Raw genomic sequence first — 13,756 nt, forward strand, 5'->3', positions numbered from 1 at the left:
TGCACGTCAAGGTTTGATGATGCGCGGGTTGGTGCTGCCCCACACCGTGTACATGTCCGCCAGCAAGGCGCCGTTGTATTCCTCCAGATCCGATTGCGCAATGCTGGCACCGCCTTGTTCGCCGAACAGCACCACTTCGTCGCCCGGATGGACGCCTGGAATATCCGTTACGTCCACCATGATGGTATTCATGGACGTTTTGCCGACGACCGGCGCCTTGCGGCCATGAATTAGGACCGAGGCCTTATTGCTCATGGCGCGTCGGTAGCCATCGGAATAGCCCAGAGGGAGATTGGCGAGCAGAGAGTCGCGGCTCAGGGTGTAGCTGCGGTCATAGCCCACGGTATTGCCGGCGGCATAGCGATTGACCGAAGCTACGCGGGTTTTGAACGCCATGACCCGCTTGTATTCGGTGTAGCTGGGAATGGAGTCGCCATAGAGCAAACCGCCAGGACGCACCATGTCCAGGTGTGCCTCCGGCACTTCCAACGTAGTGAAGGAGTTGGCGCAGTGCAGCAGCAGCTTGCTGCGGTCCAGCCGGGCCGCGCGTATCAGCCAGGCCGTATCGCGCTGGAATTGGGCAAAACCGGCCTGCACGTCTTTTTTCTCCTCCACCGGGAAGTGCGTCATGATGCCGGTCACCTGGATGCCGGGCAGACGCAACAGCCGCAATGCGTCGCGGCGGGAAGCGCCCAGATTGAAATCCAGGCCGTTGCGGCTCATGCCGCCGGAGTTGAGGGCCAGGTGAAACGTCAGCGTGCGGCCGCTTTGCCGCGCGAGTTTGGACAGGGCCTGCGCGCTCTCCAGATTGCCTATCAGTTCTTCCATGCGATAAGGCAACGCATCCTCCATCTCCTCCGCCGTGGCGGTGCGCACCCGCATCAGCCGCCCGGCAAAGCCTTTTTCGCGCGCCACCCGCGCCTCCTCGTTGCTAGCCACGCCCAGGCAGGGGATGCCGGCCGCTACTGCGGTGGGCACCAATAGATCAATGCCGTGGCCATAGGCGTCGGCCTTCATGATTGCGCAGATTTGCGGCCCGTTTGGCCCCAGCCTGGCTTTCAGTGTTTCCAGATTATGCCGAAATGCCGCCAAGTCTATTTCCAGCCAGGCGTTGGCGGCATGGTTGAGCTGGCCGTTGCGGTGATCGCCGGCTTGCGGCAGGTAGGGCGCGGCCGGCGTCAACTGGCCGGCAAACATGCTGGCGATAGCCAGTGCGAGCAAAGTGGGGCGGAACATGGCGGGCCTCCTGGCGGATGCGGTTATAGCGTGAAGCGGTTCACCACCTGGTGCAGGGTGGCGGTGCGCTGTTTCAGACTGGAAACTTCTTCCTGCGCGTGACTGGCCGCGTCGCGGTTGCCGGCCGCCGCCTCGCTGACAGCTTGCGAGCGCTCCGCCAGCTGGCGATACGCGCTGGCCTGCCCTTGCACCGCCGTAGTGATGTTGCCCACGTTATTGACGGTTTCGCCTATGCTGTCGGCGAAATGGGTGAGAGTGTCGCTGGCGGAATCCGCGTGATGCTTGCAGTTGTCCACCTTTTCCACCGCTTCATGCATGCGCTTGCTAGCGTTGGAGGCGGATTGCTGAATGGCGATCAGCGTTTGACCGATTTCCACTGTCGCCTGCGAGGTGCGCATCGACAGGTCGCGCACTTCGTCCGCCACCACGGCAAAGCCGCGGCCCATCTCTCCGGCCCGCGCCGCCTCGATGGCGGCGTTGAGCGCCAGCAGGTTGGTTTGGTCGGCGATGTCCTTGATGACCGAAACAATGCGATTGATATCGGCCGTTTGCTGATTGAGATGCTGGATATCCCCCGCAAGATGGGTGACTTCGCCTTGCACCTGATTCATCACCTGGGCCGCTGCGCGGATGCTGTCCACGGTGTTGCGCGTGGTGTGGGAAAAGCTATGCATGTGCTGCTGCACATCGTTGCTGATGTCGGCGATCTGCCCCACCGACCCGGCCAACTCATCGATGGAGGCGCTGCTGCTTTGCGCCATGTCCGCCTGAGACAGCGAGCGCTGGTTTACGCCATCCACCAGCCCGGCCAGGCGGGCGGACAGCTCGGACAACGCATGCGATTCGTCCCAGATTTCGCGCATCCTGTCGCGCAGCGCGGCCATGAAGGTATTAAACGAAGCGGCGATCATGCCTACCTCGTCGCGGTGCCGCACCGTCAGCGTGCGGGTGAGATCCCAGTCCCCGTCGGCCAGCCGGGTGAGAGCCTCGCTGGCTTCGTTGATTGGACTGACCAGCTGCCGTGCCACCAGGTTGGCCAGCAGCAGGGAGACGCCCAGCACCGCCAGAGCCACCAGCGAGACATGCAGCAACAGACCGTTGCGCAACTGGTGCACCTTTTCCAGCGACATGTCGGCGCCGATCACGTAGCGCATGCCGTCCGGCGTGGTGAACGGCACAAAGGCGGAACGAAACCAGCCGTATTCCCCCTTGTAGTCTTCATATTCAATGCTGCCCTTCTCCAGCGCCGTGCGCAGGCCGGTGGGCACCTGGGGGTATTCCGCCAGAAACCAGCGCTGGTATTTGCCGCTTTTTTCCTCGTCCGGGCTGGCGGAGGAATGGGTGTACAACACCTTGGAGCCGCGCAGGATGGTGGAATACACGTAGGCCAGCTCAGACTGGTGGACAAAGGTGGTAAGCCGTTTGGTAGATTCGACGTCGCCATCGAAATGATCCGGCAGCTTGTCGTGGAAATGCTCGCCGATGATGCGCTGCGTGGCGTAAGCGGAAGTCAGCAGATTGCGATTGATGCCATCCATTTCCGCGTTCAGCGTGCTGTGATAGGCGTAGACCGAATAAATCAGCACCACCACCGCGGTGAGAACGGTAAAGCAAAGGGACAATTTGGCCTGCAGGCCCCAGCGTATACTCATGAAGCGCTCCCTCAACCCAAGCCTCCGTGCGTGGTGGCTGCTTCCTGGCATGCCGCTCATGCTGATGGAGCAGGCTGGCCGGGACTTTTAATAGTTATAGCTGGAACTATTCACGCCACAACTTTGATTGACCGCCAGGATGGCGACGGCGAGGGGGCAACGATTTGACAGGCGCTGCCATGGCGCATGCGCAAAAGCGCAAGGGATGGGATGGCGTAAATGGCAGGGCAGGGCTAAGCGGCGTGCCCTCTGGCGCGTTTGCTCAGCTACGTAGCTGGGCACTAAACAGCTTGCATTGGGCAGGTCACCTCAATATCAAAGCGGCACGCAAACAACTGGGTTGGTCGCCAGACTAGTTACTGGCGCTATGCGAGCGGCCATGAGATAGCGTTGGATGGCGATGATATTCGCGGCAGCTTTCGCGTCCCCCTGGCAAAGCTGTGGATCGTCCCTGCGGGGCATCCACGAGCTTTCGATATCCGGAGTACCCGGTTCATCGACTAATTCACCGCTACCAGTGGATAACCCTGTGCACAACCACCGCCAGGGCAATGACAAAGCGCCTCTTGCTGGAGGCGCTTATTTTTTGGGCGGCTGTTGTAGCCAGCAGCGGCACAACAGCGCGCCCCGCCGCCAAGCCGCCGGCGCGGCTACAGTGGGCGCAACCACATGCCGGAGCGCCCCATGGACTTTAGCCGCCTGAACTACTATGCCGCCCTTTCTGACGACGACTTGAACGAAGCCATCGCCGCCAGCTACTGGTGCATACCCGACGAAGTGCGGGACGCGCCCTACTTCCATCATCCCAACTACTGCCGGGACTGGTTTGAGTCGGCCAAGATCGTGGCGGACATCGCCTTTAATGCGCGGCGGGGTGTGCAGCAAAGATTCGATGCTGCACTGTCCCGATTCACCAGCGACAGCACCAAGCCCCGCGACATCCTGCTTGTCTGCGCTCCGCGCGAGGTCTGCATGGCAGCGCTGTTTGCTTGTCTGTCGTAGCAGACTCACCCCACGCGCCGCCAGCGGAAGGGCAATGAAAAAGCGCCTCTTGTGGGAGGCGCTAATTTGGTTCTGTGATGATATGGGCGGCTGTCATTCCGCTTTCATCCTGTAAAGCTGGTGGATCGCCCTGCGGGGCATCCACGAACTTTGCGATATTCAGAATAAATAAAATAAACTCTTATATAAATCATGAAAACTAATAGCACCCTACCATTACCCAGCCACCAATATATTTTTTATTAAATAATTTCATAAACCATTATAAAATTACCAAAATGTAAACTAGACTTTATAACAGTATTTAGTAAGTCAAAACATTATAAACTCAATAGGCACCTTGGCTTTAATAAGCAAATGCACCCCTTAATATGCAACCAACCCAATCTTTGGAGATTTAAAATGGATACAACTATCGAAAAAGGCTACCTGTCTGACAAGCCCGGCTTTCACGGAGAGCTGAATGCCGTGTCTCAAAATTTTAAACTGAAAATCGTAAAAAACGGCCAAACCATTGGCTACCTTATGATGGGGCAAAGTGGCATATATAATCACTACGCCAAAATTGGCGAAAAAGGTGATGATTTCCAAATCCAATCCGATGGAACTGGAGAGGTCATCGCAATCAAGTCCGGGATCTCGCAAGGATATTTCCTATCCGTGGATCCAAGAGGCTGGGTATGCTCAGCACGATTTGACCTTAGCCCTTACTGGACTGTAGACAACAAGTCATCATCCACTTTCCAACTCAAAACAAAGGGTAAAGACGTTGTTCAACACCCCATCTCTGCCGATAATATCAAGACAGGTGAATGGACATATGTTTTGCCAGGAAAAGGAGAGGCTATCGAATTCCAGAAAGAACCGGTCTAAATAATCGGCAAGCCTTATCAGCATCGATTAAAGCGAAATCACTGATGAAATAAGCGCCTCTCGCTGGAGGCGCTTATTTTTTGGGTGGCTGTTGTAGCCAGCAGCGGCACAACAGCGCGGCCCGCCGCCAAGCTGCCGGCGCGGCTACAGTGGGCGCATCCACATGCCGGAGCGCCCCATGGACTTTAGCCGCCTGAACTACTACGCCGCCCTTTCTGACGACGACTTGAACGAAGCCATCGCCGCCAGCTACTGGCGCATTCCCGACGAAGTGCGGGACGCGCCCTACTTCCATCATCCCAACTACTGCCGCGACTGGTTCGAGTCGGCCAAGATCGTGGCGGACATCGCCTTTAATGCGCGGCGGGATGTGCAGGAAAGATTCGATCCCGCCCTGTCCCGATTCACCAGCGACAGCGCCAAGCCCCGCGACATCCTGCTTGTCTGCGCTCCGCGCGAGGTCTGCATGGCCGCGCTGTTTGCTTTGTCAGTCGTAGCAGACTCACCCGAGCACCACCAGCGGCAGAACAATGAAAAAGCGCCTCTTGCGAGAGGCGCTGGCTTGGTTCTGCGATGATATGGACGGCTATCACTCCGCTTTCTTCCTGCAAAGCTGGTGGATCGCCTCTTCGAGGCATCCACCCTACGAGCTTCGCGATATCCGGGGTACGCGGTAACTTTTTTAACCGGATCTTCAATGTTCATTCAAACATCTCCTTTACTTGAATAAAGATAAGCATATAACGTTTGAGTTTGCACGTCCTATTGAACGAGATGTCATGCACCTGCGATGACTTCTATTTGGTAAGGGAAGTCACTTGGCGGGTATGGGTAAAGGTCAAGACATAGAGCCTCGTACAGAGCGCGATACTCTTCATCAGCCCGATATCTGGCCAATAAACGATCTCTGTACTCCTCTGATGGTACCAAAAAAATGGCCTGCTCATATGGTAGATAAAACATTTCCGAAGGGATGCGCCACTCTCTTTGCCAAGACCAGTCTACCCATCCGTCCTCCTGTGACTTGATGGGATCAAAAGAGACTAATTTCCAATGAATAGCCGGATTAATATAATGATGCTCATCTTTGGGCTGATAAATGACTGGGCGACCACCAGCTGCAAAGAGCCAAGACTTTTCTACAGATATGCCAAATGGACTGAAATGCTTATTCTCTTTTGTGAATTCACTTACCGGAGCTTCTGAAAAGCAAACCACGGGGGTACTTCCTATGATTGCTCTCGTTGTACCTTCGAGGTGCTCATCACAGGCAATTTTATAGAGGATATCTACAGCCTCATCATAACAACCGGCACGTACCAGATGGGTCACTCTATAACTTAGATCGGTTCTCTTACTTCTCATATTTACTGAGGCATATAACGTAGAAGTGAGCGGCAGTGGGAGTAAAACGGAGGAAGCACAAGCACTGCACGTGACTATCCCGCTCGACTGTAGAGTTAAAATGCATCACTCCAACCAAGGGAGGTTTTTGGTTGGGCCATAAATGTGATTACCATCAATCCAGAATTTCCCCCCGACATTTGGCCCATAAATGTAGCCATCTTCGATCCAGTACTTGCCACTATTTTTCGGACCATAGATATATCCATGTTCGATCCAGTATTTACCCGATTCAGCAGGGCCATATATGAAATTATCTTCAATCCAATATCCGGTGTTCATTGCTTATAGTCCTGTAGGCATTTTTGAATAAGGGAGTAAAAATAAAGCGCCTCACTGTAGAGGTGCTTTATTTATGGGACAACACTTTACAAAACTGCACACTCATCCATCGTCGGGCTGCCGATGATGCGAGTGCTGCCCTTGCACGATACCGTTACGCTTTGTCCTTTCTTCAGGGTCTTGGCCTGCGCTGCATTTTCCTTGCCCATCTTGGCCATCACCCGGTTGAATTCATCCTTGCCCCGCAGCCAAACCACCGTATTGTCAAACGCATCCTTGTCGATGGATGCCACGCGGCCGGACACTTCCAGCAGCTTGCCCTTGTAGATATCGTCGGCGGCGGCCTCGTTGTCATCGTAGTCCTGATACAGCTTCAAGGCCGTCACTTTCACGGCGGCCTCTTTCGACGCTTCGGCGACTGGCGCCGAACTTGTCTGACTGTCGGCGCTGGCCATCTTCCCTTCCTTGTCGCCCTTGCCGCCAAACATCGCGCCCAGCGCAATCAGCGCCACCAGGCCAATTGCGATCCATTTCAGTGCCTTCATGTCATCACACTCCCAATATAGGTTGTTTTAGTTAAAATCAATATGACGGTATGAAATGCTAACACAAAGTGAATCACAAACAAAAAAAGCCCGGCTAAGTCCGGGCTTCTGTTTAGGAGGGTGGGGTTGACCTACGACAAGCGTTTGTAGGTATCCAGCAGGCTGCGCATGGTGGTAACGGCCAGTGTGCGCCCCTTTTCGTCCACTTGATTCAGATCAGCCAGCAGGCTGCTGTCCTCATTCGACAACGCCGCACCATTGCGAACACCTGTCACAACGTACAGGACATCGAAACCTACAGCATGCAGAAGGTTGAGGGCTTCAGCGTTTGGAAAGCTGCGGCCAGCTTCATACGCCATATAAGTCGTATAGCCAACGCCGGCGGCCTTTGCGCCATCCTGCTGCGTAAAGCCCAGTCGGTTTCTTTCCTCTCGGAGCCGGTCCCCAATATTCAATTTTTAACCTCTCGCAAAGCGCACCCATCCATTTTCAGACGGAAACATGTTGCAACATTCAGAATTCAGATGTACGATGCAAAGCAATTCAGATTTCAGATGATGGTACCGCATATGACCACCACCGCACAGAGTGGCCGAAGGGTTTACGGTCCACGTGGTGTAGCACAGTCAAAACCCGTGCAGATGCGCCTGCTGCCTATTGAACGCTACCTCTTCAATAAGCTGAAGGAAAAGCTAGGCATGTCTGAGAGCAGCCTAAGCCGTGAAATCTATCTCGTTGGCCTGCCCACCTTCCTGGCTCTACACGGTCTGACGGAATGGGCAAATGCTATCCAAAAAGCATTTTCAGCATAACCACCGAACCGGAGGGCTTACTGTGACAACCACCTTTCCCCAGCAGCATCAGGCTTTGAATCAACACTTGGCCATGCACTACGGCATGACTGCCGGCGTGTGCGCCTATGCCGCCAAGTACATGCTGAAGTGCAAAACCGAAGCGCAGCTCGTGGCTGCTCTAGATGAATACCGCCAGCTGCCGCCAGCGCCCAAACCGCGCTAAAGCCTCGCCCAAATAAAAGCCGCATAGGGACAGCAAGGAAACCGTGATGGACAGACTCAGGATTGCGTATCAAGACATGTGCAAGGCCATGGCCGGCGGATGGTCCGCCATGGCGGCGGCCTTGGGCTTTAGCAAGGACGGTCTGGAAAACCGCGTGTACGAGCGCAAGGGCCAAGCGGTTTCCGTGCATGAGGCCATGCAGATGCAGGCCTTTAGCGGCACCACGCTGTTTGCAGAGGCCGTGGCGGCGGAGGCCGGCGGCGTGTTTATCCCTTTGCCGGATGTGGCAGCGGTGGACGATGAAGAAATCCAGCGCGTGTACATGGAGCTGGTGGATGAAGTGGGCCGCCTGGCGCGCGAGTGGAGCGAAGCCACCCGCGACGGCGAGGTGGACAAGCGCGAACGCCAGCGCCTGGAGGCCATCCGCGACGCCATCTGCACCAAGGTGACGCAGATGAACCATCTGACCTTTCAAGTGTTCTGCCGGAGCTAATCACCATGGCCTTTATCTGCCCGCACTGCAAACAAGTCGCCTACACCCGCACCAGCCGCTATCTGTCCGATCTGACACAGGAGGAATATTTGACGTGCTCCAATGTCACCTGCGGACACAACTTCAGCACCTTTCGCGCCGTGCGTGAAACGCTCAGCCCGTCGGCGCTGCCGCGTGCCGGCATCTACATTCCAATGGCTACCAAGCAGCGGCTTGCGGAAGTGCAACTCCTGATTCGCCGTCAAAAAGCTGGAACGGAAAACCAACTAGAGCTGCCGGGCCTGACCGCCTAAGCCCTACCCCTCCCCCTCTCATTGAAAAATCGCACCGCGCAGTGCGAGGGGGCTTTTTACGCCCAAAAAACGCAACACACAGGAGAAAACGCCATGCAACAGCCCAAAGCGCCCCGCCTTGCCAAGCTCCGTTATGTCCGCTTTGCCAATGGCACCGCCTGCTATTCCACTGCCGGCCGCGAGTTTTCCGGCCTGGGCGAGTGGCTGGAATACCTGGGCTGCTGCGCCCTGGTGCTGTTGCTGATTGTGCTGCAGTTCGTTTTGCCTGCCTGATTCTGGAGCCATCGCCATGAATACCGCTACCACCGTTAAATCCCCCTGGCGCGATGTCGCCGTGAACATGGCGCGCGAGAATGCGGCGCGCCATGAGGCGCAGAAAAAGGCCCAGGCCAGGCTGGCGCCGGTGCATCTGCCGGTGGAGCCGTTGCGCCGCGAGGTGGCAGGGCCGCAACTGGTGGCGGTGGACGAGCTGCAAGCCAAGGTGCTGACGCCTGCGCAGCTGGACGCGCTGGCGGACATTCAGGACGCCATCAAGGTATTGGCCCAGGTGGAGCGCGCCATCAATCAGCAAATCTTGCTGAATGGCCTGCAGCTGCGCCAGTTGGCCTTGCATCAGCCGGGCATGGTGATAGAAGCGATTGAGAACATGCTGCCCGAAGCGCGCATAGCCGAAGCCAAGCTGCTGCGCGGCGGCCTGCCGCTGCGCGCCGAACCGCAGCAAGCCGCGCCGGCCGCCCGCGAGGAGCGCGCCGCATGAAAACCTGCCGCCTGCCTGATCTGGACCGCTTCCCGCGCCACCTGGGCCGGGCAATTGGCCGCGAGTGGCGCCAGCGCCGGGGCGTGCCCCTGGCGCTGGCCCAGGATCAGGCAGACCCGCGCGAGGCCGAGGCCAACGCCTGGCTGCGCGACCTCACCCGCTTTATGCCGCGCGACGCGCTGCCGCTGGGCGCGTGCGAAATGGAGCTGGTGGAATTTGCCAAGCAGCGCGCGTTTGAGGCGGACCAGCTGCTCAGCCGCGGCGCAAACATGGAGCAGCTGGAACGCTACTGCGCCCGCTTTGGCGTGGAGCCGCCGGCCGGCAAAACCAATGCAGGCCGCGCCAAGCGCGTGGCATGCAGCCTGTGGTGGCGCCGCGCCCTGCGCCGCGCCAATGCTCGCCGCAGCGAACATCTGTCTATCCAGTTGGGGCTGGTGCATTGCCGCCATGGCCTGTATGCCAGCCACGACGCCATCGCTCGCCGCCGCGAGCAGAAGCGCCGCAACCGCGGCTTGCTGGAGGCGCTGGCAGCCATCAACGAGCTGGGCCAGGAATACACTCTGCAAGAGCTGGCGGACCTCAGCATCAGCAACCCTGCCATCCGCCGCGCCGAGCTGATGGTGCGGATTGCTGGTTTTGAACACCTCGCCCAGGGGCTGGACTATGCCGGCGAATTCATCACCCTCACCGCCCCCAGCCGGTTTCACCCGCGCCACAAGGGCAGCGGCCAGCGCAATGCCAAGTACAACGGTGCCACGCCCATCGACACCCGCGACTATCTGCAAACCGTGTGGTCACGCATTACGGCCGCGCTGGCGCGCATGGGCATCAAGCCGTTTGGCTTCCGCGTGGCGGAACCGCACCACGACGGCACGCCGCACTGGCATGCCTTGCTGTTCATGCCCAAAGAAGCAGTCACAGACTTCCGCCGAGTGGTGGCGCGCCATGCCGTGCGCGAAGACCGCCAAGAGCTGGGGCTGACCTACCTATTGACCAAGACCGAAGCCATGCAGGCGGCGCGCGGCCTGCGCGCCAATGGCGCCAAGGGCAAGCTGGCCGAAATGGCCAACAAGCTGGGCATTGAAGCGGACTTTTGGGCCAACCCGCCGCGCTGGGTATGGAAAGGCATCAAGCCGCGGGTGTGGTTCAAGCCTATCGATTGGAGCGTTGGCACCGCTGCCGGCTACCTGGCCAAGTATGTGGCGAAAAACATTGATGGCCTGAAGCACAACGGCCAATCGATCGGCGACGACTTTGAAGCGCTGGACCACGCCGGCGTGGCCGGCCCGGATGATGGCGCAAGCAAAGACCAAGCCGCCGCCACAGATGCCACCGTTACCGCCATCCGTGTGGATGCCTGGGCCAGCCATTGGGGCATCCGCCAGTTCCAGCAGATTGGCGGCCCGCCGGTGGGCGTGTGGCGCGAGCTGCGCCGCTGGGACTATCAAGCGGCCGATGCCGAGGACGTGCTGATGCATGCCGCCATTGCCGCGGACACCGGCAATTGGGGCCGCTTTGTGTACCTGATGGGCGGCCATGAGGCCAAGCGCGCCGACATGCCGCTCAGCACCGCCCGCGACAGCCAGCCGGCGGAAAACCGCTACGGCGAGCCGGGGCAAAAGCGCGTGTTTGGCGTGGTGGAGCTTGCCAGCGGCCAATTGGCGCAAACCCGCGTCCATGAATGGCAGATCAGCCGCAAGGCCGCCGGGGTTGAGGGAAGCGCAGCTTCCCCTTGGACTCGTGTCAATAACTCTACGTTTTTGGAAGTGCCACCCCAGGGCGAGATTCAGCCGGAATGGCAGTTCAGCGAGGCGGACCGCGTGCTGGTGGAAAGCCAGGACGACGACAGCGACCTGCTCACTGCCGAGCAGCTGGCCGCCCGCCGCGAATACGAGGCGCACCAGCGCTACCTGCGGATGTTCCCGGAGTTTGTCCATGAGTGGGCGCAGCGCGGCATCGAGGCCCACCAGCTGGCCGCCGAGCGCCAGCGCGAAGCCAGCCGCGAGCGCGTCCGCATGCAAAAGATCAACCGCCGCCTGGCAGCCAACCTGGGCATGACGCACCGCCAAGGCATGGAAGTGCTGGACGCCATCCGCGCCCAGGCGCTGGGCACCGATAAGCCGCGCCGCCGCCAAGCCCGCCCGCGCGACGAGCGCTGGAGCGCCGGCGGCCCAGGCATCGCCGTTTCTCAACAGCTGGCCCAGGCAACCGCCAGGGCGCGGCAGTGGATCAACCAAGCAGGCCGCGCGTAAGCGGCGAGGAGGAAGCATGTTTGGACTGGATAAGAGTGAGTTTTTCGAGGCATTGCACTCGGAATTTGAAGAGGCAAAAAGCAAGCGCACCAGCAGCGCGGTGGTGGTTTGCCGGTTTCTGCGAGACGGAAATGTAGAGCGGGCCCGTCTTGCACTGAGTAGATGCTTTGAACCAGCTGATCAGAAGTTCCATGAACTGTTGACGCGAATGGGCGAGCTGCTAGCGCGGGAGCAAACAACCAACGAACAGGAGCAAGCGCAATGAACACCGTAGCCCTCGAACCGCAAACCAACCTCTACACCCGGCTGATGGAAGCCGCGGTCGGCCGCTACCGCGCCGAGCTGGACGCCGTAAACGGCCAGCTGCGCAACATCGAGCGCGCCGAGCGCATGGCCCGCCGGCTGCGCGACATCGAGCTGGACGCCAGCGCCCAGGCCGGCGCCGGCTTCGTGCCCTACCTCGTGCTGCGCCTGCCCATCGACCTGCTGCCGCTGCAGCGCTACGTGGTGAGGCTGGCCGGCAACGCTCTGGAACGCCGGCTCGTCGCCAACGGCCAAGACGCCCAGGGCCGGGACCGCTTCCAGATCCTGGCCTCCGGTGAAGAACGCACCAGCCTGGAACTGGTGGTGGAAGGCATCTGATCCACCCGCCGCATAGCGGCCATAGGCGAGCGGCCGGCCCATCCCATCAACCTGGGCGCCGTCCTCTGAAAACCGGCAAGGCCGCTCGCCTATGGCCGCCAGCAGAACAAGAAAGGAGCTGTGATGAAAGAAACGCTGAATCTAGACGAGGCCGCCGAGCTGATGAACATCGGCACCGAAACCGCCCGCGAGCTGGCCGACATCGGCGTGCTGCCCGGCTGCAAAGTAGGCGTTGCCTGGGTATTCCTGCGCGACGACGTGCTGGGCTACCTGCGCGACGAAGTGCGGCGGCAAACCAATCAGCGGATTGCCAAGGCGGAAGCCAATAAAACACTGCGGACTGAGGGCAAGCCAAAGCGGGTTGAGACTGGCTTACGCAATTCAGGTGCCCGAAGAAATCGCTATAAGGAAAAACCGGATCTGGATGCACTGGAGAATGCAGCATGAAAACCATTACTTTGGGGACGATAGATAGTAATCACAGCGCTGTGGCAGGCCTGACTGCAGAGCAGATAGAACACTATGTTCGCATTGGTAAGGCTGCCAGTTGCTGCGAACAGATCATATCCATTCGGCCAGGGGATGTTTACGATGCGGCCGGAGGTGGAATGGCCGATGATTGCGAGTTTACGGCAGCGGCCATCTCGCAATCAGGCGGCTGCTACGAGGGCGTGTCCATCGCAGATATCCTTCTCCACATCTATGACGACGAGTGCATACCGGAAGAAAGTAGCATGCCCGACCTCACCGAGTCTCTGGATGCCATGGGTATGACTCACGCACAGTTAAAACTACAGAAGCCGCTCAGTTTTAGCGACATCCGATCTGGCGCTGGCGTTCCGTTGCGATATTTGATCGATACTGCGGAGTTGCGGACTAAGTATGAACAACGATTCGAGGCACAAAGGATACGCATCAAGCACGACCTGATTATACGCCGTGCCATGATCAGTCAAGCCGCCCAGGAGGAGGCAAAAAAACTGCTGGCCATATGGCAATCCTGCCTTGGACATGACTATGAATCATGCGACGACAGTGGCCGGAAGTTGTGGAGTCGAATTGAGTCGGTGCTCAGCAATCTCTAGCAGTTGGCACCAGCCGCCAACGAATAAAACGGCGAACCTGGGATAGCAGTATCGAATGTTGTCATTAACGGATTGCACCAGACAAACGCCCGCAAGGGCGTTTTGCTTTACCAGAGCTGATTAGCAAGATCACTCCCGCGCAAGTTGGCATACCTCGACAGCATGCGCGGGTCTTTGTGGCCGGTGATTTTTGCGATCTGCAAATCGGACAACTTGGTCCGCT

General features: G+C 58.4%; 20 protein-coding genes. 14 read left to right on the top strand and 6 right to left on the bottom strand.

Translation table 11 applies throughout. The annotated features are described in order from the left end of the window. Positions 1-6: 6 nt before the first annotated feature. Together alr and BI343_RS15235 are read right to left on the bottom strand one after the other, a co-directional pair. Positions 7-1,236, bottom strand: coding sequence for an alanine racemase (alr, locus tag BI343_RS15230; protein ID WP_071110315.1), 1,230 nt, complete (start codon positions 1,234-1,236; stop codon positions 7-9). Between the two features lie 23 nt (positions 1,237-1,259). Beyond that, positions 1,260-2,888, bottom strand: a complete 1,629-nt coding sequence (locus BI343_RS15235; protein WP_071110316.1) for a methyl-accepting chemotaxis protein — start codon at positions 2,886-2,888, stop codon at positions 1,260-1,262. A 684-nt stretch (positions 2,889-3,572) separates the two neighbouring features. Between BI343_RS15235 and BI343_RS15240 the strand changes: the two genes are divergently transcribed. The 3 genes from BI343_RS15240 (at position 3,573) to BI343_RS15250 (ending at position 5,340) form a co-directional block, all read left to right on the top strand. Further along, the gene (locus tag BI343_RS15240; RefSeq protein WP_071110317.1) at positions 3,573-3,890 is read left to right on the top strand and encodes a hypothetical protein; all 318 of its coding nucleotides are present in this window, start codon (positions 3,573-3,575) and stop codon (positions 3,888-3,890) included. Between the two features lie 402 nt (positions 3,891-4,292). Further along, a complete protein-coding gene (locus tag BI343_RS15245) occupies positions 4,293-4,763 on the top strand; it encodes a hypothetical protein (RefSeq protein WP_071110318.1) in 471 nt (156 codons plus the stop codon). 178 nt (positions 4,764-4,941) lie between these two features. Further along, positions 4,942-5,340 (top strand): hypothetical protein, encoded by a 399-nt coding sequence (locus tag BI343_RS15250; RefSeq protein WP_071110319.1) that lies wholly within the window; start codon positions 4,942-4,944, stop codon positions 5,338-5,340. Positions 5,341-5,540: 200 nt separating this feature from the next. On the opposite strand, the gene BI343_RS19410 is transcribed toward BI343_RS15250, so the two are convergent. The 4 genes from BI343_RS19410 to BI343_RS19415 all read right to left on the bottom strand — a co-directional run bounded on the left by BI343_RS19410 (position 5,541) and on the right by BI343_RS19415 (position 7,449). Then, the gene (locus BI343_RS19410; RefSeq protein ID WP_169829022.1) at positions 5,541-6,095 is read right to left on the bottom strand and encodes an abortive infection system antitoxin AbiGi family protein; all 555 of its coding nucleotides are present in this window, start codon (positions 6,093-6,095) and stop codon (positions 5,541-5,543) included. Between the two features lie 138 nt (positions 6,096-6,233). Next, complete coding sequence (locus BI343_RS19800) at positions 6,234-6,449, bottom strand: hypothetical protein (RefSeq protein ID WP_139165759.1); 216 nt, start codon at positions 6,447-6,449, stop codon at positions 6,234-6,236. 86 nt (positions 6,450-6,535) lie between these two features. Continuing rightward, on the bottom strand, positions 6,536-6,994 hold the full coding sequence (locus tag BI343_RS15255) for an OB-fold protein (RefSeq protein WP_071110320.1): 459 nt from the start codon (positions 6,992-6,994) through the stop codon (positions 6,536-6,538). A 131-nt stretch (positions 6,995-7,125) separates the two neighbouring features. After that, positions 7,126-7,449: a helix-turn-helix transcriptional regulator gene (locus tag BI343_RS19415; RefSeq protein ID WP_083341000.1), complete on the bottom strand. Its 324-nt coding sequence runs from the start codon at positions 7,447-7,449 to the stop codon at positions 7,126-7,128. 114 nt (positions 7,450-7,563) lie between these two features. Between BI343_RS19415 and BI343_RS19420 the strand changes: the two genes are divergently transcribed. The 11 genes from BI343_RS19420 (at position 7,564) to BI343_RS15305 (ending at position 13,533) form a co-directional block, all read left to right on the top strand. Next, entirely contained in the window at positions 7,564-7,806 is a 243-nt protein-coding gene (locus tag BI343_RS19420) for a hypothetical protein (RefSeq protein WP_083370102.1), read from the top strand. A 22-nt stretch (positions 7,807-7,828) separates the two neighbouring features. Continuing rightward, positions 7,829-8,011: a hypothetical protein gene (locus BI343_RS19805; RefSeq protein WP_139165760.1), complete on the top strand. Its 183-nt coding sequence runs from the start codon at positions 7,829-7,831 to the stop codon at positions 8,009-8,011. Positions 8,012-8,057: 46 nt separating this feature from the next. Further along, on the top strand, positions 8,058-8,504 hold the full coding sequence (locus BI343_RS15265) for a YmfL family putative regulatory protein (RefSeq protein ID WP_083341001.1): 447 nt from the start codon (positions 8,058-8,060) through the stop codon (positions 8,502-8,504). Between the two features lie 5 nt (positions 8,505-8,509). Continuing rightward, positions 8,510-8,797, top strand: coding sequence for an ogr/Delta-like zinc finger family protein (locus BI343_RS15270; RefSeq protein WP_071110322.1), 288 nt, complete (start codon positions 8,510-8,512; stop codon positions 8,795-8,797). Between the two features lie 93 nt (positions 8,798-8,890). Next, the gene (locus BI343_RS15275; protein WP_071110323.1) at positions 8,891-9,070 is read left to right on the top strand and encodes a hypothetical protein; all 180 of its coding nucleotides are present in this window, start codon (positions 8,891-8,893) and stop codon (positions 9,068-9,070) included. A 16-nt stretch (positions 9,071-9,086) separates the two neighbouring features. Beyond that, entirely contained in the window at positions 9,087-9,554 is a 468-nt protein-coding gene (locus BI343_RS15280) for a hypothetical protein (RefSeq protein WP_071110324.1), read from the top strand. After that, positions 9,551-11,806, top strand: coding sequence for a replication endonuclease (locus BI343_RS15285; protein WP_071110325.1), 2,256 nt, complete (start codon positions 9,551-9,553; stop codon positions 11,804-11,806). Before BI343_RS15280 ends, BI343_RS15285 begins: the two co-directional genes overlap by 4 nt. Before the next feature lie 16 nt (positions 11,807-11,822). After that, complete coding sequence (locus BI343_RS15290; protein ID WP_071110326.1) at positions 11,823-12,071, top strand: hypothetical protein; 249 nt, start codon at positions 11,823-11,825, stop codon at positions 12,069-12,071. Next, on the top strand, positions 12,068-12,448 hold the full coding sequence (locus tag BI343_RS15295) for a hypothetical protein (protein WP_071110327.1): 381 nt from the start codon (positions 12,068-12,070) through the stop codon (positions 12,446-12,448). The genes BI343_RS15290 and BI343_RS15295 overlap by 4 nt, the downstream gene beginning before the upstream one ends. Positions 12,449-12,571: 123 nt before the next feature. Continuing rightward, a complete protein-coding gene (locus BI343_RS15300) occupies positions 12,572-12,895 on the top strand; it encodes a helix-turn-helix domain-containing protein (protein WP_071110328.1) in 324 nt (107 codons plus the stop codon). Then, positions 12,892-13,533, top strand: coding sequence for a hypothetical protein (locus BI343_RS15305; protein WP_071110329.1), 642 nt, complete (start codon positions 12,892-12,894; stop codon positions 13,531-13,533). Before BI343_RS15300 ends, BI343_RS15305 begins: the two co-directional genes overlap by 4 nt. Positions 13,534-13,756 lie beyond the last annotated feature (223 nt).

The organism is Chromobacterium amazonense, assembly GCF_001855565.1.
Lineage (GTDB): Bacteria > Pseudomonadota > Gammaproteobacteria > Burkholderiales > Chromobacteriaceae > Chromobacterium > Chromobacterium amazonense.

Excerpts from the sequence above, each read along its gene's own strand:
- BI343_RS15295 (WP_071110327.1), top strand. The coding sequence starts at position 12,068 with ATGAACACCGTAGCCCTCGAACCGCAAACCAACCTCTACACCCGGCTG.
- BI343_RS15280 (WP_071110324.1), top strand. The coding sequence starts at position 9,087 with ATGAATACCGCTACCACCGTTAAATCCCCCTGGCGCGATGTCGCCGTG.
- BI343_RS15275 (WP_071110323.1), top strand. The coding sequence starts at position 8,891 with ATGCAACAGCCCAAAGCGCCCCGCCTTGCCAAGCTCCGTTATGTCCGC.
- alr (WP_071110315.1), bottom strand. The coding sequence starts at position 1,236 with ATGTTCCGCCCCACTTTGCTCGCACTGGCTATCGCCAGCATGTTTGCC.
- BI343_RS15240 (WP_071110317.1), top strand. The coding sequence starts at position 3,573 with ATGGACTTTAGCCGCCTGAACTACTATGCCGCCCTTTCTGACGACGAC.
- BI343_RS15245 (WP_071110318.1), top strand. The coding sequence starts at position 4,293 with ATGGATACAACTATCGAAAAAGGCTACCTGTCTGACAAGCCCGGCTTT.
- BI343_RS19420 (WP_083370102.1), top strand. The coding sequence starts at position 7,564 with ATGACCACCACCGCACAGAGTGGCCGAAGGGTTTACGGTCCACGTGGT.
- BI343_RS15290 (WP_071110326.1), top strand. The coding sequence starts at position 11,823 with ATGTTTGGACTGGATAAGAGTGAGTTTTTCGAGGCATTGCACTCGGAA.
- BI343_RS15265 (WP_083341001.1), top strand. The coding sequence starts at position 8,058 with ATGGACAGACTCAGGATTGCGTATCAAGACATGTGCAAGGCCATGGCC.
- BI343_RS15250 (WP_071110319.1), top strand. The coding sequence starts at position 4,942 with ATGGACTTTAGCCGCCTGAACTACTACGCCGCCCTTTCTGACGACGAC.
- BI343_RS15255 (WP_071110320.1), bottom strand. The coding sequence starts at position 6,994 with ATGAAGGCACTGAAATGGATCGCAATTGGCCTGGTGGCGCTGATTGCG.
- BI343_RS19800 (WP_139165759.1), bottom strand. The coding sequence starts at position 6,449 with ATGAACACCGGATATTGGATTGAAGATAATTTCATATATGGCCCTGCT.
- BI343_RS15270 (WP_071110322.1), top strand. The coding sequence starts at position 8,510 with ATGGCCTTTATCTGCCCGCACTGCAAACAAGTCGCCTACACCCGCACC.
- BI343_RS15300 (WP_071110328.1), top strand. The coding sequence starts at position 12,572 with ATGAAAGAAACGCTGAATCTAGACGAGGCCGCCGAGCTGATGAACATC.
- BI343_RS15235 (WP_071110316.1), bottom strand. The coding sequence starts at position 2,888 with ATGAGTATACGCTGGGGCCTGCAGGCCAAATTGTCCCTTTGCTTTACC.
- BI343_RS15285 (WP_071110325.1), top strand. The coding sequence starts at position 9,551 with ATGAAAACCTGCCGCCTGCCTGATCTGGACCGCTTCCCGCGCCACCTG.
- BI343_RS15305 (WP_071110329.1), top strand. The coding sequence starts at position 12,892 with ATGAAAACCATTACTTTGGGGACGATAGATAGTAATCACAGCGCTGTG.